Origin of the sequence: Arachidicoccus rhizosphaerae (assembly GCF_900107765.1) — a bacterium.
GTDB lineage: Bacteria > Bacteroidota > Bacteroidia > Chitinophagales > Chitinophagaceae > Arachidicoccus > Arachidicoccus rhizosphaerae.
Map to the genome: position 1 here is coordinate 195,807 of NZ_FNQY01000002.1, position 22,152 is coordinate 217,958.

The 22,152-nt window shown below is 41.6% G+C and carries 17 protein-coding genes; 13 read left to right on the forward strand and 4 right to left on the reverse strand.

All coding sequences use genetic code 11. The features are described 5' to 3' along the window. Positions 1–114: 114 nt before the first annotated feature. Entirely contained in the window at positions 115–687 is a 573-nt protein-coding gene (locus tag BLU80_RS03160) for a DUF5606 family protein (RefSeq protein WP_091393267.1), read from the reverse strand. Positions 688–983: 296 nt separating this feature from the next. On the opposite strand from BLU80_RS03160, the gene ligA reads away from it, so the two are divergent. Then, positions 984–3,086: an NAD-dependent DNA ligase LigA gene (ligA, locus tag BLU80_RS03165; protein WP_091393271.1), complete on the forward strand. Its 2,103-nt coding sequence runs from the start codon at positions 984–986 to the stop codon at positions 3,084–3,086. A 23-nt stretch (positions 3,087–3,109) separates the two neighbouring features. Next, a complete protein-coding gene (locus BLU80_RS03170; protein WP_091393622.1) occupies positions 3,110–3,814 on the forward strand; it encodes a Rossmann-fold NAD(P)-binding domain-containing protein in 705 nt (234 codons plus the stop codon). Positions 3,815–3,879: 65 nt separating this feature from the next. Here BLU80_RS03170 and BLU80_RS03175 read toward each other — a convergent pair whose 3' ends face one another. Then, a complete protein-coding gene (locus BLU80_RS03175; protein ID WP_091393276.1) occupies positions 3,880–5,001 on the reverse strand; it encodes an AI-2E family transporter in 1,122 nt (373 codons plus the stop codon). Between the two features lie 382 nt (positions 5,002–5,383). Here BLU80_RS03175 and eno point away from each other — a divergent pair, with 382 nt between their 5' ends. Continuing rightward, complete coding sequence (gene eno, locus BLU80_RS03185; RefSeq protein ID WP_091393285.1) at positions 5,384–6,658, forward strand: phosphopyruvate hydratase; 1,275 nt, start codon at positions 5,384–5,386, stop codon at positions 6,656–6,658. Positions 6,659–6,801: 143 nt separating this feature from the next. Further along, a complete protein-coding gene (locus BLU80_RS03190) occupies positions 6,802–10,017 on the forward strand; it encodes a hypothetical protein (protein WP_091393288.1) in 3,216 nt (1,071 codons plus the stop codon). A gap of 103 nt (positions 10,018–10,120) precedes the next feature. Here BLU80_RS03190 and BLU80_RS03195 read toward each other — a convergent pair whose 3' ends face one another. After that, complete coding sequence (locus BLU80_RS03195; protein ID WP_091393292.1) at positions 10,121–11,251, reverse strand: S1C family serine protease; 1,131 nt, start codon at positions 11,249–11,251, stop codon at positions 10,121–10,123. After that, a complete protein-coding gene (locus tag BLU80_RS03200) occupies positions 11,232–11,798 on the reverse strand; it encodes an RNA polymerase sigma factor (RefSeq protein ID WP_091393295.1) in 567 nt (188 codons plus the stop codon). The genes BLU80_RS03195 and BLU80_RS03200 overlap by 20 nt, the downstream gene beginning before the upstream one ends. Positions 11,799–11,952: 154 nt before the next feature. On the opposite strand from BLU80_RS03200, the gene BLU80_RS03205 reads away from it, so the two are divergent. The 9 genes from BLU80_RS03205 (at position 11,953) to BLU80_RS03245 (ending at position 22,040) form a co-directional block, all read left to right on the forward strand. Continuing rightward, on the forward strand, positions 11,953–12,192 hold the full coding sequence (locus tag BLU80_RS03205) for a hypothetical protein (protein WP_091393299.1): 240 nt from the start codon (positions 11,953–11,955) through the stop codon (positions 12,190–12,192). Positions 12,193–12,974: 782 nt separating this feature from the next. Continuing rightward, positions 12,975–13,829, forward strand: coding sequence for a prephenate dehydratase (locus BLU80_RS03210; RefSeq protein WP_091393302.1), 855 nt, complete (start codon positions 12,975–12,977; stop codon positions 13,827–13,829). A 25-nt stretch (positions 13,830–13,854) separates the two neighbouring features. Then, on the forward strand, positions 13,855–15,024 hold the full coding sequence (locus BLU80_RS03215) for a pyridoxal phosphate-dependent aminotransferase (RefSeq protein ID WP_091393303.1): 1,170 nt from the start codon (positions 13,855–13,857) through the stop codon (positions 15,022–15,024). 39 nt (positions 15,025–15,063) lie between these two features. Further along, a complete protein-coding gene (locus BLU80_RS03220) occupies positions 15,064–15,966 on the forward strand; it encodes a prephenate dehydrogenase (protein WP_211481733.1) in 903 nt (300 codons plus the stop codon). Between the two features lie 74 nt (positions 15,967–16,040). Beyond that, positions 16,041–17,735, forward strand: a complete 1,695-nt coding sequence (locus tag BLU80_RS03225) for a DEAD/DEAH box helicase (RefSeq protein WP_091393306.1) — start codon at positions 16,041–16,043, stop codon at positions 17,733–17,735. 69 nt (positions 17,736–17,804) lie between these two features. Continuing rightward, a complete protein-coding gene (locus BLU80_RS03230) occupies positions 17,805–18,893 on the forward strand; it encodes a chorismate mutase (RefSeq protein ID WP_091393308.1) in 1,089 nt (362 codons plus the stop codon). A gap of 30 nt (positions 18,894–18,923) precedes the next feature. Then, the gene (aroB, locus tag BLU80_RS03235) at positions 18,924–20,048 is read left to right on the forward strand and encodes a 3-dehydroquinate synthase (protein ID WP_091393310.1); all 1,125 of its coding nucleotides are present in this window, start codon (positions 18,924–18,926) and stop codon (positions 20,046–20,048) included. A 13-nt stretch (positions 20,049–20,061) separates the two neighbouring features. Then, entirely contained in the window at positions 20,062–21,381 is a 1,320-nt protein-coding gene (aroA, locus tag BLU80_RS03240) for a 3-phosphoshikimate 1-carboxyvinyltransferase (RefSeq protein WP_091393312.1), read from the forward strand. A gap of 32 nt (positions 21,382–21,413) precedes the next feature. Beyond that, on the forward strand, positions 21,414–22,040 hold the full coding sequence (locus tag BLU80_RS03245; protein ID WP_091393315.1) for an HAD family hydrolase: 627 nt from the start codon (positions 21,414–21,416) through the stop codon (positions 22,038–22,040). Positions 22,041–22,152 lie beyond the last annotated feature (112 nt).

The following is a 22,152-nucleotide window of genomic DNA, read 5'->3' on the forward strand; positions in this document are numbered from 1 at the left end:
AGCTTCGTTTGTGTCAAAAATACCACAAAAAAAGCGCAAGCAAATGGTTTTAACCTTTTGCTTACGCTTGCTAGCATATTGTTTAAAACTGCTTTGGCCATTTTGGCCGCCGCATTATTCTTTATCTGCTTTTTTCTTTGGAGCCGCCTTTTTCTTAGGCTTTGCTTCTTCTGTTGGCTTGGCATCCGCTGCGGCAGTTTGCTTTTTAGCAGCCGCTTTTTTAGGGGCCTTGGCCTTTTTTTCTACGGCCGGCTGTTCAGCCGGAGCCTGTTGCGCTTCCAGCTCATCATCCACCTCTTGGTTTGCAGAGGACTCCAGGCTTACACTATTGTCTACCAGAATATTGTACCATCTCACCATTTTTTTCATATCGCTGGTATATACTCTTTCAAAATCCATATCTGGATATACATCCGTAAAATAAGCTTTTACTGCAGCAATGTCTTTATAATCGGGAATCGGTTTTCCGGCAGCCTGCATGGCTCTGAAAACTTCGATCAGGTTCACATTTTCGCGGATTGTATAAACCTCAATGCTTTCCAAATGGGAAAAGTGGTGGCTTCTGGAAGAGGCAAATTTTGTGGTTTTGTCCTCTAAGGAACGTACGATAGCACCATCTGCCTTACTACCGATCAATTCAAAAAGACCACCTAGTCCAGTGACGGAAATAATTTTGTTGTATTCCATTTGATAGTTTGATTTAAGGCTGCGAAAATACTTAAGTGAGCCTAGACAGCCAAATTTGAAAGAATTTTGGACCAATTTTGCTTTAACTAATTGATAATTAGGTGTATTTTTCTTTTGAATATCCCTGTTAGTTGTTTTTTAGAACCTCCGGTTCACCAAAGACGGTCCCGGGCCGTGATACAATAACCCAATAGCGAATTAACCAGGAACTGAGCCCTGATTGGCAATTTTTAATTAACATTGCCACTGAAAACACTCCAAAAACACTCATATAAGTAAGTAAAGCCCCATAATATATGTACAATTCATCGCAGATTCAATCCTTTCAATTCAACAGCAATAAGTTCCTACAGGATACCCAAAAAATTACGCGGGAACATTTGGATGAGTTACGTAAGGTGTTGCGGTTTCATGAATACAGATATTATGTGGAGGATAACCCGCTTATTTCTGATCAGGAGTATGATTTTTTGTATAAGAAGCTGGAAGCCTATGAAAAGGAGCACCCTAAGGAAATCACCCCGGATTCACCTACCCAGCGCGTAGGGGCTAATCTGACGGGGCAGTTTGCCACGATCAGACATCTGGTTCCTATGCTTTCTTTAGAGAATTCCTATAATGCGGATGATCTGGGGGACTGGGATAAAAAGGTTCGTGAAGCTGCAGGTGGGAAGTTGATCAAGTATTCTGTAGAACCTAAATTTGATGGAGCGAGTATTTCTTTATTATACGAGGATGATCAATTAATCCGGGCCGTCACCAGAGGTGATGGTATTGAAGGAGAGGATGTGACCGCCAATATCCGTCAGATAAGATCCATCCCCTTAAGCGCGCCTTTTTCTTCTTTTGGTATACAACAGGTAGAAATAAGAGGAGAAGTGATGATGAGTAAAAGCTCCTTTCAAAAGTTTAATGAAAAGCAGATGGAGGCCGGCTTGCAAGTACTGGCCAATCCACGCAATGCTGCCAGCGGCAGTCTTCGTCTTAAAGATCCGGCAGCTGTCAGAAACAGGGGGCTGGATGCATTTTTGTATCATATCAGTAATATAGTGCTGCTGAAAGGTACGCAGCCTTCCGCTTTATTAGATACCCATACAGGCAATCTGGAGTTACTCTGGCAATGCGGGCTTAGATCACCCATTAAAGAAAGCGAATGTTTTAATAAGATGGAAGAGGTGATCGCGCACGTGGGTGATTTTGAACAGCTGCGAGATACGTTACCCTATGAGATTGATGGAATGGTTATTAAGGTGAACAGTATTGGTCTGCAGGAAGAATTAGGCATGACCTCTCATCATCCAAGATGGGCTATGGCCTATAAGTTTAAGGCGAGGCAGGCCACTTCTATCATTCAAACAGTTGAATTCCAAGTGGGAAGGACGGGGGCCATTACGCCGGTCGCTAAAATTGATCCTGTTTTTTTAGCCGGGGTCACGATCAGTTCCATTTCTTTATTTAATGAAGATATTATCCGGGAAAAAGACCTGCGGATTGGAGATCAGGTGCTTGTAGAAAGGGCAGGAGATGTTATTCCCAATATCGTGAAGCCTTTAACCGAACTTAGAAAAGGGACGGAAACCCCCATATTGTTCCCGCAAAATTGCCCTGTTTGCCACTCTAAACTTCATAAACCGGAAGCAGAGAGTGTCTGGCGTTGTATTAATCCCAACTGCGAAGCGCAGGTGGTTGAAAAAATGATTCATTTTGTCAGTAAGGATGCCATGGATATTCGTTCCTTTGGGGAGTCCAACGTGCGTAAATTTTATAATGCAGAGATTTTAAAAGATATTCCGGGGATTTATCACTTAGATTTTGGTCGCATCGGTCAACTGGAAGGTTTTGGAGAGAAATCATTGGACAAACTGCAGGCGGCTATTGAAAAAAGTAAAACCCAGCCCTTATACAGACTTATTTTTGGCCTGGGTATTCGCTTTGTCGGAGAGACTACTGCAAAGATTTTGGCTAAGAAGGTAGAAAATCTATGGGACTTGAAAGATTTTTCATTGGAAGCATTCATGGAGCTCGAAGATATCGGACCCAAGGTTGCCGGCAGTATCTATGAATTTTTTGAGGCACCGGAAAGCCATGAGCTTTTAAAAAAATTAGAAGATGCGGGACTCAATTTTCAGGGTCAGAAAACGGGCTTGGCGCAACAAGGAGACCAGCCTTTTGAGGGGCTAACTTTTTTGTTTACTGGGACGCTGGAGCATTTAAAAAGAAATGATGCAGAACAAATGGTCGAAGCAAAAGGCGGAAAAATATTAAGTGGTGTATCCTCTAAATTGAATTATCTGGTGGCCGGTGCAGCGGCAGGCAGCAAACTCGAAAAAGCTAAAAAATTAAACACCGTTAATATTATTTCTGAACAGGAATTTTTAAACATGGTGGGCGGGCGTTAATGCCCGCTTTTAAAGCGGCGATTATGGATAAGAATATTTATGAAAATAAGTTAGGACATCAGCCTATCCGTGCCATTATTACCGGAGCTACCGGTATGGTAGGGGAAGGCGTCTTAAATACCTGTTTGGAAAACAGTGACGTGGAGGCCGTTTTGGTAGTGAGTAGAAGGCCAACAGGTATCTCTCATCCTAAATTAAAAGAAATTATTCATCAGGATTTTTTTGATTGTTCAGGTATTGCCGGTCAGTTGGACGGGTATAACGCCTGTTTTTTTTGTTTGGGGGTGACCTCCCTGGGTAAGACTGAAGCAGCCTACCATAAGCTGACTTATGAATTAACCCTACAGTTTGCCAAAACCCTATGTCTGATCAATAAGAATATGACTTTTTGTTATATTTCCGGAAAAGGGACGGACAGGTCTGCAAAAAGTGCCATTATGTGGTCGCGGGTGAAAGGAATAACAGAAAGGGACCTGGACCGCTTACCGTTTTCCAAGGTCTTTTGCTTTCGTCCAAGCATAATCATTCCGACGCCTGGCAATCGCCATACTTTAAAAATCTATCATTATTTTAGCTGGTTATTCCCCTTGCTTAGCAAATGCTTTCCTGCTTCTTTTTGTACGCTAAAGGAGTTGAGTCAGGCCATGGTGAATGCTGTAAATCTTCCCATCGACAGAGCTATTTATGAAGTAGCGGATATTCATGAAGCTGCTACGCCGGATCATTGAGCCCGCTTTAGCGGTCATAAACGTACCTCCATTACCTTAAATAAAGCTGGATTGTGATTCGTTGTCTATTGATCGGACTCTTTTTTGTCCGATTGTCTTTTTTCGCTATTTGGAATAGCTCCTGTAGCTTTTGCCGTATCATTATTCTTGGGCAATAATTGCTTTTTCTTCCCGGAACTGCCTGAACCGTATTCAAATTTATAAATCTGACAAAGTAATAAGAAGTAGGCAATCATTAAAGGCCCGAAGATAAGTCCCATCAATCCAAAAATTTGCAGTCCCAGGATAACGCCAAAAACAGTAATCAAGGGGTGTACATCTCCGAATTTTTTCATTAAGGCAAACCGCAAGACGTTGTCACTATTGGATACAATAATACCACAATAGGCTAATAATCCTATACCCATGCCAATTTCCCCATTGGCCATTGTAATAATACAAATAGGAACCCAGACAATCATTGTTCCTACCACCGGTATTATGGATGCGGCACCTGTCAGCAATCCCCAGAAAATAAATTCTTTAATCCCAAAGATCCAATAGCCCAAAATGGCTAAAAGTGCCTGACAAAGGGCCAGGACAGGAATACCTATTGCATTGGATACCACCATGTTTTTGGTTTCCTGCCAAAGTGTGGATTTGTTTTGTTCATTGAGTGGCAAAAAAGATTCAATTTTCTTCTCCATTTTACGACCACCCATCAGCATAAAATAAAAAATGAAAAAAGCAACGGCTAAATTTGAAACAACTGAAGCTGTGGCATTTAGAATTTTAGGAATATAAGCTGCCAGCTTTTTGAAGTTTTCTAAAATTGCTTGATTAGATACGTCTAATGAAGGGAAATGGCTTTTGACTAAATCTACCGTGTGGGTTAATTTGTCTGTTATGGTAGGGGCTTGGTCAATTGCCTGATTGATTCTCGGAATCAGTACTTTGATGATGGAAAATATTGGAAACACAACCAAAATAATACTTCCCAGGATTAATACAAGCGCGGCCGCCCATTTTTTCCAGTGTTTTTGCTCAATCAGCTTATAATACCAGCTTCTATATAGAACATATAAGGTAATTGCCCCAAAAAATCCAGGCAGAAAATATTTAAGCTGTACAATGATTTCTATTCCAATAAAAGTTATCAGAATCAAAAGCACGACCTGTTTTATCAGATTGGTACTTATTTTTTCCATATGTAACGGGTTGTGTAAATTTTTATAAGGGTTTTATAGAATCCTGCAGACTCAAACAAATGATTTTCAATTCATTTGTTCTAGGTAAAATTAGTATTATTCAGGCAGAAAACAGTAGAAAAATAAGGGATTATTGCAAGCCGTTCAGGGGGCATATTGGGAGAGAATCTGTGAATATTTCCAAAACGGGTCTGAAAATTTTCAATTTATTTCAATTTTCCAAGCAATTATGGATCAGGAATCTAGTAATAATGGCTGAATTTCAAGGGAGTTATAACTAACAATCGTATGTGAAATTTTATTTATTTATTTTTCTGTCTAGCAAAAAAATAATAACATTGCGCAGTAAAATTCTTTTCAATACTTGTAAAAATTTAATGATATGAGCTTTATAGCCGATATTCATGCAAGACAGATTCTAGATAGCCGTGGAAATCCAACGGTAGAAGTGGATGTATTAACTGAAAATGGTATTTTGGGCCGTGCTGCCGTTCCTTCCGGAGCTTCCACAGGCATCCATGAAGCCGTTGAACTGCGCGATGGCGATAAAAGTGTTTATGTGGGTAAAGGCGTATTAAAAGCAGTTGCAAATGTCAACGATATTATCGCTGAACAACTGGTTGGATGGAGTGTATCCGATCAGGTAGGTGTTGATAAGAAATTACTTGAAATTGATGGTACTGACAATAAAGGTAAATTAGGTGCAAATGCAATTCTGGCCGTTTCTCTGGCCGTTGCAAAAGCTGCTGCTCAGGAAGCAGGCCTGCCTTTATACCGCTACATTGGCGGAGTGAATGCAACCGTATTACCAGTACCTTTGATGAACATTTTAAATGGTGGTGTTCATGCAGATAATAAAATTGACTATCAGGAATATATGATTGTCCCTCATGGCGCCTCTTCCTTTAGTGAAGCGCTGCGTTGGGGTACTGAAATCTTCCATGAGTTGAAATCCGTTCTGAAAAAGAAAGGTTATAGCACCAATGTTGGGGATGAAGGCGGCTTTGCTCCGGATATCCAAAGCAACGAAGAAGCGATTGAAACCGTATTAGAAGCTATTAAAGCGGCAGGGTATAAACCAGGTGAAGATGTTTCCATTGCACTGGACGCTGCTAGTAGCGAAATGTATAAAGACGGTAAATATAAATTCTACAAGAGCACAGGTAAGGAATTAACCGCAGATGAAATGGTTGCTTACTGGGTAGAATGGGTCAACAAATATCCTATCGTTTCCATTGAAGATGGTATGGCTGAAGAAGATTGGGATGGTTGGAAAAAACTGACCGAAGCCCTGGGTGATAAAATTCAGCTGGTTGGAGATGATTTGTTTGTTACCAACAGCAAAATCTTAAAACGTGGTATCGATAATCATATTGCCAACAGCATTCTGATTAAAGTTAACCAGATCGGTACCTTAACTGAAACCATTCAGGCAGTACAAATGGCTCAGCATGCAGGTTATACTACCGTTATGAGTCACAGAAGTGGTGAGACGGAAGACACAACCATTGCTGATTTAGCGGTAGCCTTGAATTGCGGTCAGATCAAAACAGGATCTGCCAGCCGTACAGATCGTATCGCTAAATACAATCAACTGATTCGTATTGAAGAGCAGTTGGATACCGATGGTATTTTTCCAGACCTGTTTAATAAATAGTTCTAACAAAATATTTATTTAATATCTTTAAACCCGGTGAAGAATCATTTAAATGATCTCTTTACCGGGTTTTTGTTTGGGGTAACTCACTTTGAAGCCCATATTGCAATCAAAAGGTATAAATGCGCAAAAGGCAACTAGCAATGAGCAAAAGGCGGCCGCATGACAAAGGGGGCGTAAATTGTCGACAACTACTTTTGGGTATAGGCATTGTCCTGTCCATTTTATTGTTGAGCATAGGCGCGTCCCGGGCTCAACAATTTGGAGGAAACCCGCCTTCTTTAAAATGGCGACAGCTAAAAAATGATTCCATCAATATTATTTTTCCAAAATGCCAGGATACCACTGCATTAAAAATAGCTGCCCAGATTAATTATTTACGTCATTATCCGGGTTATAGCCTGGGTCCCAGAATGGAAAATCCGCCCATCCTGATACAGACTGAGACGGCTAATAGTAATGGTTATGTAGGGATGGGGCCATATAGAAGTGAGTTTTATCTCAGTTCCCCGATGGATGTATTGAATCTGGGTAGCTTAGACTGGGCCAGTACACTGGCTTTACATGAGTATCGCCATATCATGCAATATGATAATATCAATATAGGGCTGACAAGAGTCGTGGACTTTGCACTGGGGGATAATGCCAGGTCACTTTTCAGTGATATGGCGGTTCCCAACTGGTTCTTTGAAGGAGATGCGGTATATAGTGAAACCCTTCATAGTACACAGGGGCGAGGAAGGCTGCCCAGATTTATGAATATATATCCTGTTTTAAAAAAAGACGGCAAAAACTATAATTATCAGAAATTAAGAAACGGTTCCTATAAAGATCTTATTCCCGGCCATTATAATTTGGGTTATATACTGGTAGCCTTTGGTTATCAGAAATACGGGGATGATTTCTGGGGGCGGGTTATCAGGGACGCGGCCAGGTATAAAGGTCTGTTTTATCCATTTCAAAAAGCCATCCAAAGACAATCGGGTATTTCATTTAAAAGGTTTCGTGAACAGGCGCTGAGCGCTTATCAGCAGGCTTTTGATTTGTTGGACTGGAAAACAATGGCTTCCGGTAAAATGGCAATTCCATTGCCTAAGGCCAAACAAACAAATGACGATACGCGGATTACACCCATAAATGAGATCAGGACTAATGAAGTAGTGGATTATATGTATCCTTACCCGTTTAAAACTAGGCTAAATGACGGACAGGATGCGGAAGGAGTCGTCGCCCTTAAAACGCCGTCTACTTCCCTAAGTCATTTTGTCTTACTTCAAAACGGTACGGAAAAGAAGGTAGGAGAGGCGCCCATTTCCCGGGACGGGTATTTTGGCTATAATGATCAGTATCTTATTTATACCCGCTTTCAGGTGGATCCGAGATGGAGTTATAAGGAGTACAGTGATCTGGAAATTTTGGATGTTTTGACCGGCCAAAGGCATAGGATTACGCATAAGTCCCGATATTTTACGCCGGATATTACCCTTAGAAAAGATTCCTCACGGGAAGTGACTAAGGCGCACCCAGAACAGCCGCCAACCGGGATGCTAATAGCTGCCAGCAGACTTACCACTGATGAGAAATCATCCATTGACCTGTTAGATGCCAGGGGGCAACTGAAGCAAAGGTGGACGGCGCCAAAGGGAGTGATCTATAATTATCCGAAATTTTTTCATCTGAATCTTACGCCATATGTAATTCAGCAGGAGAACCGGCAAGGTGATTCGGGTTTAAATACTGGCGATGCTGAAGGAAATACCGGGATATTATTTATGATTCGCCAGCCTGATGGCCGGATGGGCATTGGATATGACCGCATTTCATCTGAATCTAGCACTCAAGAGTCAAATCTGGCTGTAAAATTTTTAGTGCCTTTAAAAGATCAGTTATTGGCCTATCCTGTTGTCAGTAATGGTAACCTTTTTTATTCAAGCGTTGAGCCCACAAAGGATAATCCGTATACGGAATTATGGCAACTGGATTTAAGTGGTGTAGCTAGTGATAATGTCACCTCGAAACTGGCGGAACCAATATTGGTAAAAAAGTTTGTCAGGGACGGGGCGCAGGGATTTATCCGTAAAAATAAAGCAGCGGTCATAAGCCTTCAGACGGCCATGGGTTATCGCCTTTTTACTTCAGCGCTACCGCTGGATAAAGATTCTTTGGCCATAAGGGATAAGCCTTCTTTCCTGGGATTTAAAGGCTATCTGCCTTTAAAGGACAAGGCTCATTCTGAGGTATTCTCGGCATTATGGGCTGGACCATCTCAGGCAAAGACAGGGGCGGACACTTTAAATATGGATCAAAAGCATACACTTTTAGAAAATGAAATCAGTCTGTCTAAATGGCAGCAGTCTATTAAAAAGTATCCCTTGCTTAGTCATCCGTTTCATTTTCATAGTCTGCAGCCATCTGTGGAAGATCCTGTTTATGCATTGAAATTATTAGGACAAAATACCTTAAATACTCTTCAGACGACATTGTCTTATAATTATAATCGTGTAACAGAAATAAATGCTGTCGGCGCTGATATGAGTCTGGGCTTATGGTATCTGGAGCCATTTATGCAAATGGATTATAGCTGGAATCACCAGGCAGCCGATAGTAAGGGCAATTATTACGGATACCAGGAACTTACCAGTCAGCTGGGGGTGCAGTTACCCCTGAATTTTACGGGTGGCCGCTGGTCGCGCAGCCTTTATGTATCTACTGCGCTTAGTCAGAGCGACCTATACTGGTCTGATCCTGCGCCTAAGGCAGGGGCTGCCTTAACCCAGATCAGGTATTTATTTTCCCGGGTGCAGTATTCGGTGAATGCCCGGCAGTCCAGTCGTCAGTTTTATCCCAGATGGGGACTCTATACTTACAGTGAATTAAACAGTCCTTTGGACGGGAAGGGACCTAAGCAGTGGATGACCAGTTCTACCATTTATTTACCCGGAATATTACCGACCCATAGCTTTAGGTGGAATCTGGCTTATCAAAACAGGGATACAGTAGGTGCATATGGATATAGTAGCAGGTTTCCATTTTCAAGAGGGTATACCAGACCCTCTTTTGCGACCATGTGGAAATTTGGATTGGACTATGACCTTCCTATTTGTTATCCTGATTTCGGGTTCGCTTCCATGGCCTATTTCTCCAGAATCAGGGCGAACGTTTATTTTGATCAGAGTTATGGTTTTGATAATCAGAAATACAGAACGAGTTACGGTTCCGTCGGTGGGGCTGTTTATGCAGATATGAATCTTGGTAATCAATATCCGATTACCATTGGTCTGCGCTATAATTATCTGCTTCATAAAAACTATCCTCTGAAAAACAATTGGGAATTTATACTACCCATTCATATCTTTTAATTAGGGGCCACTTTAGGCAGAAGAATAAAAAAAGAGCACTTCACGTCGAAGTGCTCTTTTATCGAATCTTACTTGTTTAATATGTTTCGTTGAAAACCTAATCTTAGTTGTATGCCTTAACATTAAAAACATACTGACGTAAAGCCGTGAGTTGTTGTTCTCTGTTTACACCTTTTAGATTATGATTGCTTTTTAATGCGGATACGTTGACGGCACTGGTATCTTTTTCCTGCCAGCTTTGCAGTGCCTGAACGATCTCCTGGGATTTGATGGCAAAAGTGACACCTTGTGCATTGGCTTCCCGGGTACTTAAAATGCCGATAATATCTCCGTATTTATTAAATACCGGTCCCCCGGAATTTCCTGGATTGGCCAGTAAGGAGATCTGTACAGTAGCAGTATCACCATCAAACCCGGATAAAGCACTTAAATAACCTTTATTATAGGTAATATCATTACGAGGGTAGCCTAAGGTGAAAACATCCGCCCCAAGACTTACATTCGTACTTTTCAGGTCGTACGGAAGCGTTTTGAAAGGCTGATAATCACTGTCAGTAATTTTGAGAATCGCCAAATCCTTGACATGATCCACATATACGATGGAAGTTTTAAATTCCTGGCCCTGATCATTGGCTACAACAGCGCTGCTGCCTTTTAATACGTGGGCATTCGTCAGTAATAAGCCTTTGCCATCAATTAAAAAGGCGGAGCCGCCACTTTTAACAACGGCACCTTCCGGAAGTTTGGTCGCTTCTTTGATTTGGCTATATTGGTAATCCTGGGTCTTTTTCAGTTGCTCAATATCTCGGCTAAGCAGTTCCACCGTTTGACGGCTTGCAGTGCCAAAAGTGGAAATAACACCACTGATAATAAGGGCGGTAAGGCCAGCGATGCAGGCGGCAATAGCGGTCGTTTTCTTATACCGATGCCATAATTGGACAATTTTGCCTTTGGAAATCTTCTTTTGATCTTCCGCGATAGACCCTTTTTCCAGTAAATGATCATGGGTGCTGCTCAAACTGGTCATTAGTTTTTTTCTTTCTGCAAACTGAGCCATTTTGTCCATGAATATCTTGTGACTAACAACCATATGATCCAATTCCGGATTTTCCAGTCGCATCTGTTCAAAATAGGCCTTTTCCTCGGGGAGCATCTCATCATTGAAGTACCTTTCCAGGCTTTCTATTAATAATTGTTCACTCATGGTCTCTTTATTATTTTGAATACTGCGCAAAAAATAGCTTTTTTAAGCGCATTAAACATTTATATTTCTGTGTCTTGGCGTTATCTGAATTCGTATAGCCAAATATTTCAACTAAATCCGCCATGGATTTTTTCTGTATATAAAATGCTTCTAACAGACTCTTGCAGGGTTCTCCAAGTTTTGCAAAGGCAGATTCCATAATCTGAAACTCTTCATCCTTCTTTTCTGCCATTTCCAGGTCCTCTTCTACAGCAATGACCGGTTCCAGTATACTGAGGTCAGTATTGCTTACAAACAGGCCATGGTGTTTTAATTTCTTGAGCCACAGTCTTTTAGAAATCGCATACAAATAAGTTTTCAACTGACAGGTCAGTTTGAAATCACTTTTGCATGCTTTTTCATATAATATGACCATCGCCTCCTGAAAGACATCCCTTGCATCGTCGTAAGAGCCATTATTATTGAGTACCAGTGCCTGAATCAGGCTAAAATTACCGGCATAAATGGTTTGGATGGCTTTTGTGTCATTTTCAACCAATCCTCGTAATAATTGCTGTTCTTTCTGATCTGAATTCACCCAGGTCTTCTTTTAATGCTTAATAGTGCCTAAAAGTAACCCAATTTCAAAGGGAAAAATAATTTTTTAGAAAAAATAAAATTCATGGGTTACCTTTTTCTGATTCGGGTATTAATAACTGAAAATTCAAAACAAAAATTAAATTAAAAACAAGATGAAAAAGTTATTATTTGTTGCTGTTTTAGGTTTAGGTTTATCTTTTGCTGCTTGCGGTGGTGCAAACTCTGATGCTGCTGCTAGCGCTGATTCTTTAGCAAATGCTACTACAGAAACTATCGATTCTACAGCTAACGCTGCAGTTGATTCTGTAAACGCTACTGCTGATTCTGCAAAAGCTTCAGTTGATACTGCTGCTGCTGCTGTTAAAGATGCTGCTGACGCTGCTACTAAATAATTATATTTAGTAAAATCTGTCTAACACAGTAATAAAAGTAAAAAGGAGTTGATCCTCATGTCTTTATGGCAAAAATTAACTCCTTTTTTCTTTTAGGTATTTGCCGGAATTATTCGTTCGGGCTATTATCAAGACGAATTTGACTTCTTAAAGACTTATTATATAGTATTTTTAGATTTTTTCTGAAAATATTTAAGATTTTTCATATGGCAAGCAATCGTTAGAGGCCGTCCTTATTCTTAGGGAGGGCTTTTTTGTATACAGGCTTTTCGAGGGCCCGAAAATTATAGCCTGGCATCCTTCAAGAAACATTGAGCATTACTTGATTTTAGCAGACCTCTTAAAACAGCTCCGAAACCGAGAGATGAGAGGGTGCCAATCGTTTACTGATAACCATAAAGCCAGTCATCGCAAAGGGGAAAAGGGAAATATTCGGGGTTATTCAAAGTAGTTCTGGAGGACGCTGAACCTGTTGAACATCAGAAAACTAACACATGATCTGTTAATTTCAAAAAAAATTTTGTGGGTAATAATTATGTACGTAACTTTGACCCCGTTAATAAATAAAAAAAAAGTATATAAAAAATACTTAATAACTATTCGGAGACAATAAAACACCATGGCACAGTCCTTTAATTTTTATTTTGAGTTTTTTAGCTTCTTTTATTTTAAAAAGAAGTAGGGCTGGTGTTGTATAACGTTAATCATCTTAAACATAAATAACCCATCCCGATCATTTAGGTGTCGGGATTTTTGTTTTAACAGCATTATTTTAATCAACTATGGAATCTCGTAAAGGTAATACTGCTCCCAAAAAAATAGCTATTCAGGGCTATGAGGGATGTTTTCATCAGGAGGCTGCTCAATATTATTATGGTAAACAGGTTGAAGTGATTCCCTGTGACAGTTTCCGGGATGTCGTCAAAGTTGCTTCTGATAAAAAAATAAGCGACGGCGGCATTATGGCCATTGAAAACACCATTGCCGGTAGTATTTTACCCAATTATAATCTTTTGCAGAAAAGCAAACTGAAAATTGTTGGAGAGGTTTATCTTTTGATCAGGCAAAACCTCATGGTCAGCATTGGCGTACCACTGGAAGACATTAAAGAAGTCCATTCTCATCCAATGGCCATTCAGCAATGTTTTAAATTTTTGGATGAGTATAACTGGAAATTGGTGGAAACAGAGGACACCGCACTGAGTGCCCGTAAGCTCAGTAAAAGCAAAAGCCCGCATGTGGCTGTCATTGCCAGTAAGCTGGCTGCCGAAATCTATGATTTAGAGCTTATTGCCCCTAATATTCATACACTTAAAAACAACTATACCCGTTTTTTAATCCTCAACAGGGAAGAAGATGTGGTAGATATTCCGGATGCCAATAAAGCTTCCATTTATTTCCATACTGATAATTCTAAGGGGAGCCTGGCCAAAGTGCTCAACAAGATCAATGAAGTGGATATAAACCTAAGCAAATTACAGAGTTTCCCTATACCTGGTAGCGACTGGAAATATAGCTTTCACGCAGATATGGAGTTTGATTCCAGAGATAAATTTGAACTGGCGCTGGATTTAATCCGGCCTTTGACCGAGGAACTGCGCATTAACGGGATATACAGAAAAGGCAAAACAATATAAGACGCATCAAGCGATAATAAATTTTATGAGTCAGGTAGCAGTAGCAGACAGATTACAGGGAATTCAGGAGTATTATTTCTCTAAGAAGTTAAGAGAAATAGATGAACTCAATAAGGCGGGAAAGCAGATTATTAATCTGGGTATCGGAAGTCCCGATTTACCTCCGGATCCTACTGTTATTCAGGAACTTTATGAACAGGCGTTAAAGCCCAATGTTCATGGTTACCAGTCTTATAAAGGAGCTGCGGGGCTTAGAGAAGCCATCAGCCAATGGTACAGCAAATGGTATGGCGTTCAGGTGGATCCCAATAAGGAGGTGTTACCACTGATGGGATCTAAAGAAGGCATTATGCATATCTGCATGACTTATTTGAATCCGGGCGACGAGGTCCTGGTACCCAATCCGGGGTATCCGACCTATGCCAGCAATGTCGCCCTTACCGGTGCCAAAGCCGTCACCTATTCTCTTACAGAAAGTAAAGGGTGGGAGCCTGATTTTGATCAGCTGGAACAGCTTGATTTTTCAAAGATTAAGCTCATGTTCGTCAACTATCCGGGCATGCCCACCGGCAAAGCGGCCAGTAAGGAGTTATTTGAAAAGTTGGTAGATTTTGCAAGAAAACATCAGATTCTTTTAATTCATGATAATCCATATAGCTTTATTTTAAATGATCATCCCATTAGCTTATTAAGCGTACCTGGTGCACTGGATGTGGCTATTGAATTGAATTCACTGAGCAAATCCCATAATATGGCCGGATGGCGTATAGGTATGCTGCTCGGCTCCGAACAGCGTATCCTGGAGATCTTAAGATTTAAAAGTAACATGGACAGTGGTATGTTTCTGCCTTTACAACTTGCAGGAGCAAAAGCTTTGACATTGGATAAGGATTTTCATGATCAGGTCAATCAGATATATAAGGAAAGAAGGCTGAAAGTTGAAGAACTTTTAGCATTACTGAACTGCAGCTATGACAAAAGCCAGGTTGGTCTATTTATGTGGGCTAAGATTCCTGCAAAATATAAAGACGGGTATGAACTGGCAGATGCAGTGCTGTACGGTGCTGATGTATTTATTACTCCTGGCGGAATATTTGGTTCTGAAGGAGATGGATTTATCCGTATCAGTTTATGTGGAGATGTCAGCCGTTTTGATGAGGCGATTTCCAGAGTAAAAAAGATGAAACATTCTTAAGAAAAAAGGGCCGTCATTTATTAAAAGGCCTAGCAAAAAATGGAACAGAAAAACTTGACAACAACTATAATCGGACTTGGCCTTATCGGAGGTACCATGGCCTGGGCTTTAAGAGATCAAGGTCTCTCAGGGCATATTATAGGTGTGGATAATAATGAGGAGCACAGCAGAAGAGCGCTTGAATTAGGGATTATTGATGAACTGTTAACCCTGGAAGAGGCTGTGAAGGCGGCAGATTTAATTATCCTGGCCATACCGGTTACGGCCGCGGCCAAACTCTTGCCAGAGTTATTAAACATGGTTGATCATCAGGTGATTACGGATGTGGGATCTACCAAAAGAGGACTGGTCCTGGCGGCCGAAGGTCATCCCAGACGCGGTCGGTATGTACCTGCCCACCCAATGTGGGGAACGGAATTCAGTGGCCCGGATGCAGCTTCCAGAAATGTGTTGGAAGGCGTTGTTAATATTATCTGCGACCCGGCAGACAGTGATAAGGATGCATTAAGCCTGGTGGAGTATTTACTTACCTCACTTGGCATGCGAATCGTTTATATGGACAGTTTAAGTCATGATACCCATCTGGCATATGTGTCTCATATCTCTCATATCTCTAGTTTTGCTTTGGCAAACACCGTTTTGGAAAAAGAAAAGGAAGAGGACACGATCTTCAATCTGGCCAGTTCCGGATTTGAAAGCACCGTCCGCCTGGCAAAAAGCAACAGCGCCACCTGGGTACCGGTCTTTAAGCAAAATAAAGAGAATGTACTGGATGTATTGAATGAATATATTTCTCAGCTTCGCAAGTTTAAAGCTTCTTTGGAAAAAGAAAACTGGTCGTATTTAAATGAACTTATTGAGTCTTCAAATAAAATCAGAAAGGTGCTGGACAAAAAGCAAGGAGAAAAACAAGAACAAAAAAAAGTTACTCCGAATAAATAAGGAGTGACAACAATTAAAAAGCGTAAACACGGTGCTGGTTTCAGTGAAGGAACGGCGCCAATTAAATACATATAATGATTACATTTGAACAACTGGGACTGGATGATCGTTTGGTAAAGGCTACCAGCGAATTAGGATACATCCACCCAACACCCATTCAGGAACAGGCAATACCTGTACTTTTGAGTGGAACTAAGGACCTGATTGGTTTGGCACAAACCGGAACAGGTAAGACAGCAGCATTTTCCTTACCGCTGCTAAGTATATTAAAGGAGGATAAAAAATATCCACAGGCACTAATCGTGTGTCCTACCCGTGAACTCTGTTTGCAGATTGTGAAAGAGATTGTAGGGTTTAAAAAATTCATGAAAGAGATAAATGTAGTTGCTGTTTATGGAGGAGCTTCCATCAGCCTGCAGATCCGGGACATTAAAAGAGGCGTGCAGGTTATTGTAGCCACTCCCGGAAGACTCATTGACCTGATTGAAAGAAAGGCCGTGAATTTAGAAAAGATCCAATATGTGGTACTGGATGAAGCGGATGAAATGCTGAATATGGGATTCCAGGATGACATTGAGTTTATCTTAAACAACACGCCAATCAGAGAAAGTACCTGGTTATTTAGTGCAACAATGCCACCGGCTATCCGTAAGGTGTCCAAAAAGTATATGGATAATCCGGTTGAGATTACAGTAGGTAAAGCCAATACGGTAAACACCAATATTGATCATCAGTATTATGTAACTTCTGCGCAGCACAGATATGAGACCTTAAAAAGGTTGATTGATTTTAATCCGGGTATTTACGGGATTATTTTTACCCGTACCAAAGCGGATGCGCAAAATATTGCAGAGAAACTGACCCGTGAAGGTTATGATATTGACGCCTTGCATGGTGACCTTACACAGCCTCAGCGTGACCGTGTCATGAAGCAGTTCAGAGACAGAAGCCTGCAATTATTAATTGCTACGGACGTAGCCGCACGAGGAATAGACGTTAAAGAAATTACCCATGTCATTAACTATGAACTGCCAGATGACGTGGAAGTATATACGCATAGAAGTGGTCGTACGGGCAGGGCCGGTTCAACCGGTATCTGTATCAGTATTATTCACTCCAGGGAATCTTACCGCCTCAAACAGATTCAAAAGATAGTTCAGGCTCCGTTTAATAAAATGGAAATTCCTTCCGGTAAGGATGTTTGTCGTAAACAGTTCTTCTATTTTATGGATAAACTGCTAAAAGCCGATGTATCTCACGGAGATTATGAATCCTATGTTCCGATGCTGGAAGAAAGATTTGCGGATATATCCAAGGAAGAAGTGCTGAAAAGAGTGGCTGCTCTTGAATTTGACAGGTTCCTGCAATATTATGAAAATGCGGGTGACTTAAATGTCAGACAAGGAGAAAACAGAGCAGACCGCAGAGACCGTCAGATGGGTAGAGAGCGTTCGGACCATTCAGATCGCGGCGAACGGGGAGCCAGAAACGGCAAAAGAGATAACCGCGATTTTCAGGGAGAAACAGCCAGATTGTTTATTAATATAGGTACCAAGGACGGTTTTTATAAAGCCAGCTTCCTGCAGTTTATTCTGGATATGAGTGATCTGAGAAAAGAAGTCCTGGGCCGCATTGACATGAAAGAAATGAACTCCTGGGTGGAAATTGATAAGAAAGCCGCTAATCAGATGATTCGCTCTTTGGATGGTAAAAAATTCAAAGGTCGTAAAATCAGGATGAATGATGCGGATTCAGGCGGACGCAGATAACGCTATGCGTAGAGAAAAATTAGACACAAACTTTGAAAAATAACATTAATCATCATTAATCATTGTAAAATGGAAACAGCAAACATTGCAGCACAAAAAGAGAAAGTTATGCAGGTGCTGAAAAAACGCCCACTGATTATTTCTGGGCCATGCAGTGCAGAGACTGAAGAACAGGTGATGGCTACGGCCCTTGGCCTGAAAGCTACCGGTAAAGTAGATGTATTAAGAGCTGGTATCTGGAAACCAAGAACACGTCCCGGAAGTTTTGAAGGGATCGGTACAAAGGGCTTGCCTTGGCTGCAGGCTGCTAAAGATGCCACTGGTTTATTAACCGCTGTAGAAGTCGCCACTCCAAAACAAGCAGAAGACGCCTTACATTTTGGTGTTGATATTTTATGGCTGGGAGCCAGAACTACGGTTAACCCATTCAGCGTTCAGGACTTGGCCGATGCGCTTCGTGGTGTTGATGTACCTGTATTGATTAAAAACCCCATTAATCCGGATCTGGAACTTTGGACAGGTGCCGTTGAAAGAATTGACCGCGCCGGTATTAAAGATATAGGACTGATTCACCGCGGGTTCGCTTCATATGGTAATAGTGAATATCGCAATGCGCCTATGTGGCACCTTGCTATTGAAATGAAACGTCGTTATCCTGAACTGTTGTTCATCAATGACCCGTCTCATATCTGTGGTCGTCGTGATAATCTGGTGGCTGTGGCTCAGGAAGCCATCGATCTGGATTATGATGGTTTGATTATTGAATCTCATATTGATCCGGATAAAGCCTGGAGTGATGCCAAGCAGCAGGTGACACCGGAAAGACTGGGTGCCATGCTGGATGAGATTGTATGGCGCAAGGAAACGGTACATGCTCCTGATCATCAGACGCTGGAAAAATATCGTCAGCAGATCAATCATTTAGATGATGAAATGATCCAGTTAATCGGTCAAAGAATGAAAATTGCCGATCAGATCGGAAAATATAAAAAAGAAAACGGTATTACCATTCTTCAGACTAACCGCTGGAATGAAATTCTGGAAAAGGCTGTACTGAAGGGTGAGAAAAAAGGTCTTAGCAAAGAGTTTATTACCAAATATTTTGATGCCATCCATATGGAAAGCATTGCGCATCAAAATAAAGTGATGAACGATTAGTCAGGATACACTCCAACTGTAATTGCTGTAATGTTTTCAAAGAAAGCCTCGCTGCGGCCTGTCATAAAGGCCGCAGCAGCGCTATATGCTGAACGTTATAAAAAGAAAAAGCCCTTGAAAAAGACAATTAAATACAGTTCCGGAACCACTGTCTTTCATTTTGACAGCAGTCTGGATCAGCTGGATAAGTTAGCAGATAAAAATGCTGCTTTTATTATTACAGATGATAATCTCTATCATTATTATCAGAAAAAATTAAAAGGCTGGAAGGTCTTACTTATTAAGGCAGGAGAAGCCTATAAAAATATGGATGCGGTCCAACAGCTCATCGGCCAGCTGATTGAGGCCGGAGCAGACCGTAAATCCACCATTATAGGAATGGGAGGCGGTGTGGTTACAGACATCGCGGGATTTGTCGCTTCTATATATTTAAGGGGTGTTGATTTTGGGTTTATCCCCACTTCTGTCCTGGCCATGGTGGACGCCTCCATTGGAGGTAAAAATGGCGTGGATGTCGGTATATTTAAGAACATGGCCGGCATAATACGGCAGCCCAGATTTTTGCTATATGATTATAGTTTGCTGAAAACACTGCCTAATGAAGAGTGGGTAGGAGGTTTTGCAGAAATTATTAAACATGCCTGTATTAAAGATGCTGCCATGTTTAAATTGCTGGAACAGCATAGCCTGAAAGATTTTAAAAAGACCCCTGACTTGTTAAGCCAGCTGATTGCCCGCAATGTGCTGATTAAAGCTAAAGTTGTTCAGCTGGACGAAACCGAACAAGGGGACAGAAAATTGCTCAATTACGGCCATACCCTAGGTCATGCCATTGAAAATACCTACCAGTTACCACATGGCAGTGCCGTTTCTATTGGTATGGTGGTGGCCGCCTATTTGTCAAAAGCTGTATTAGATTTTAATCAATCCGAAAGAATTATAAAATTGGTACAGGCCTATGGCCTGCCTGCTTATTATGATTATGATCCTCAGGACGCGCTGGCAAAAATGCGTTCCGATAAAAAAAGGGTTAAAGATCAAATCCATTTTGTTTTACTGGAAAAGATTGGCAAAGCTGTCCATCAACCGCTCACCATGGAGCAAATTGCACCGGTCGTGGAATTAATGGGAGCTAAGGGTCAATCAAATAAATAATTATTATTCCGCAATGACTTTTGAAAATATAGAAATCTCATATAGCGTCAGGGTTCATCCGGGCAATGTGTCCGGACAGATCACTGCTCCGGCCTCTAAAAGTTCCATGCAGCGAGCTGCTGCGGCGGCACTGGTAAGTGGCGGTAAATCCATTATAGAAAATCCCGGCATCTCCAATGATGATCAGGCGTCGGTAGGTGTTATCGAAGCACTGGGTGCGACGGTTCGTGCCACCGCTACAGGTGCTTTAGAGGTGGATGCGACGGTACTGACCACAGACGCAGATCAAGAAATTAAGGTTCATTTTGGCGAAAGCGGACTTGGTATCAGAATGTTTACTTCCATTGCTGCACTACGCAGCGGCCTGACCCGTATTGAAGGGCAGGGGAGTCTGACCAGCCGGCCTATGGACTTTTTTGATCAAACCTTACCACAGTTGGGCGTATCCATAAAAAGTAACCAGGGGAAATTACCGCTGGAAATAAAGGGTCCCCTGGTGCCCCAAAATATCACGATTGACGGTTCCTTAAGTTCTCAGTTTTTAACCGGACTCTTATTAGCCTATAGTGCTGCTGATGCAAGGGACGTGACCATAACGGTCAGTAATTTAAAAAGCAGGCCTTATGTTGATCTGACTTTGAAGGTTATGGCAGATTTTGGCCTTAAGCTTCCTCAAAATAATAATTACGAAAGTTTTTATTTTGGTAAACAAGAGAAGCCAACCAACCAGGCCACCACCACCTACCAGGTCGAAGGTGACTGGAGCGGAGGCGCTTTTTTACTCGTGGCCGGGGCTATTAAAGGCCCGATAACGGTCAAAGGGCTGGACCCCGTATCCACGCAGGCAGATAAAGCTATTTTGCAGGCATTGCAGCAGAGCGGTTGTCAGCTGTCTGTGGAACAAAATCAGATTCAGATTGGCCCTGCCACCGGTCCTTTAAAAGCATTTCAGTTTGATGCCACGGATTGTCCGGATCTGTTCCCGCCGCTGGTAGCGCTGGCTGCTTATTGTGAAGGGAAATCAGTCATCCAGGGGGTTACCAGGTTAGCCCATAAGGAAAGCAACAGAGCGCTTACTTTGCAGGAGGAATTTGCAAAACTGGGCGTGCAGGTATTATTGCAGGATGATTTAATGATTATTGAAGGCGGAGGTATTATTAATGGTAATACCGCTACCCATTCCAGACATGATCACCGCATTGCCATGGCAGCTGCTGTAGCGGCTTTGGGGGCAGATGGTCCGGTTGAGATTCAGGAGGCCGCGGCTGTTAAAAAATCTTATCCTAATTTTTACCAGCATCTAGCAAACTTAGGTGTAACTTTAAGTTATTAATAGACAGCTTTTTGTATTAAAAATTATTCAATATGTCTCAACAGGAAAAATCATCCGCGAAAATCAGGGCTATTTTTACAGATATTGGTGGTGTTTTACTCAATAATGGTTGGGACAGAACCAAAAGAGCGCTGGCGGTGAAAACCTTTGGTTTGGACGCTGAAGAACTGAATGAACGTCATCATTTGACCTTTGATACCTATGAATCCGGTAAAATCACTTTGGATGAGTACCTGAACCGGATTGTGTTTTATACACCCAGAGATTTTACCCGGGAGGAATTTAAAGCTTTTATGTTCGCCCAAAGTGAGGCGATTCCCGAAATGATTGAACTGATCAGTGACTTGAAAAAAAAGCATGACCTGCATATTGTGGTGGTCAGTAATGAAGGTAGGGAACTTAATGATCACAGAATCCGGCATTTTGGGCTGGATAAATTCGTGGATGCTTTTATCTCTTCCAGCTTTGTACATATCCGTAAACCGGATGAGGATATTTTTAAATTAGCGTTGGATATAGCCCAGATGCGTCCTGAGCAGGTCGTATTTATAGACGACAGGCCGATGTTCGTTCAAGTGGCCTCTCTTTTGGGTATTAAAGGAATTGTACATAAGGACTATAACAGCACTAAGGCTATGCTGGCGTCTTTACTGAACTAGCCTGTGGCCCAGGTTAAAAAACAACTGCGCCGGATATAGCAGTAGCCAGCAGGAGCCGTTAGGCGTCAATCACTAAACGATAAGCCAGGTTGTCTGACAGGGCAATATTTAA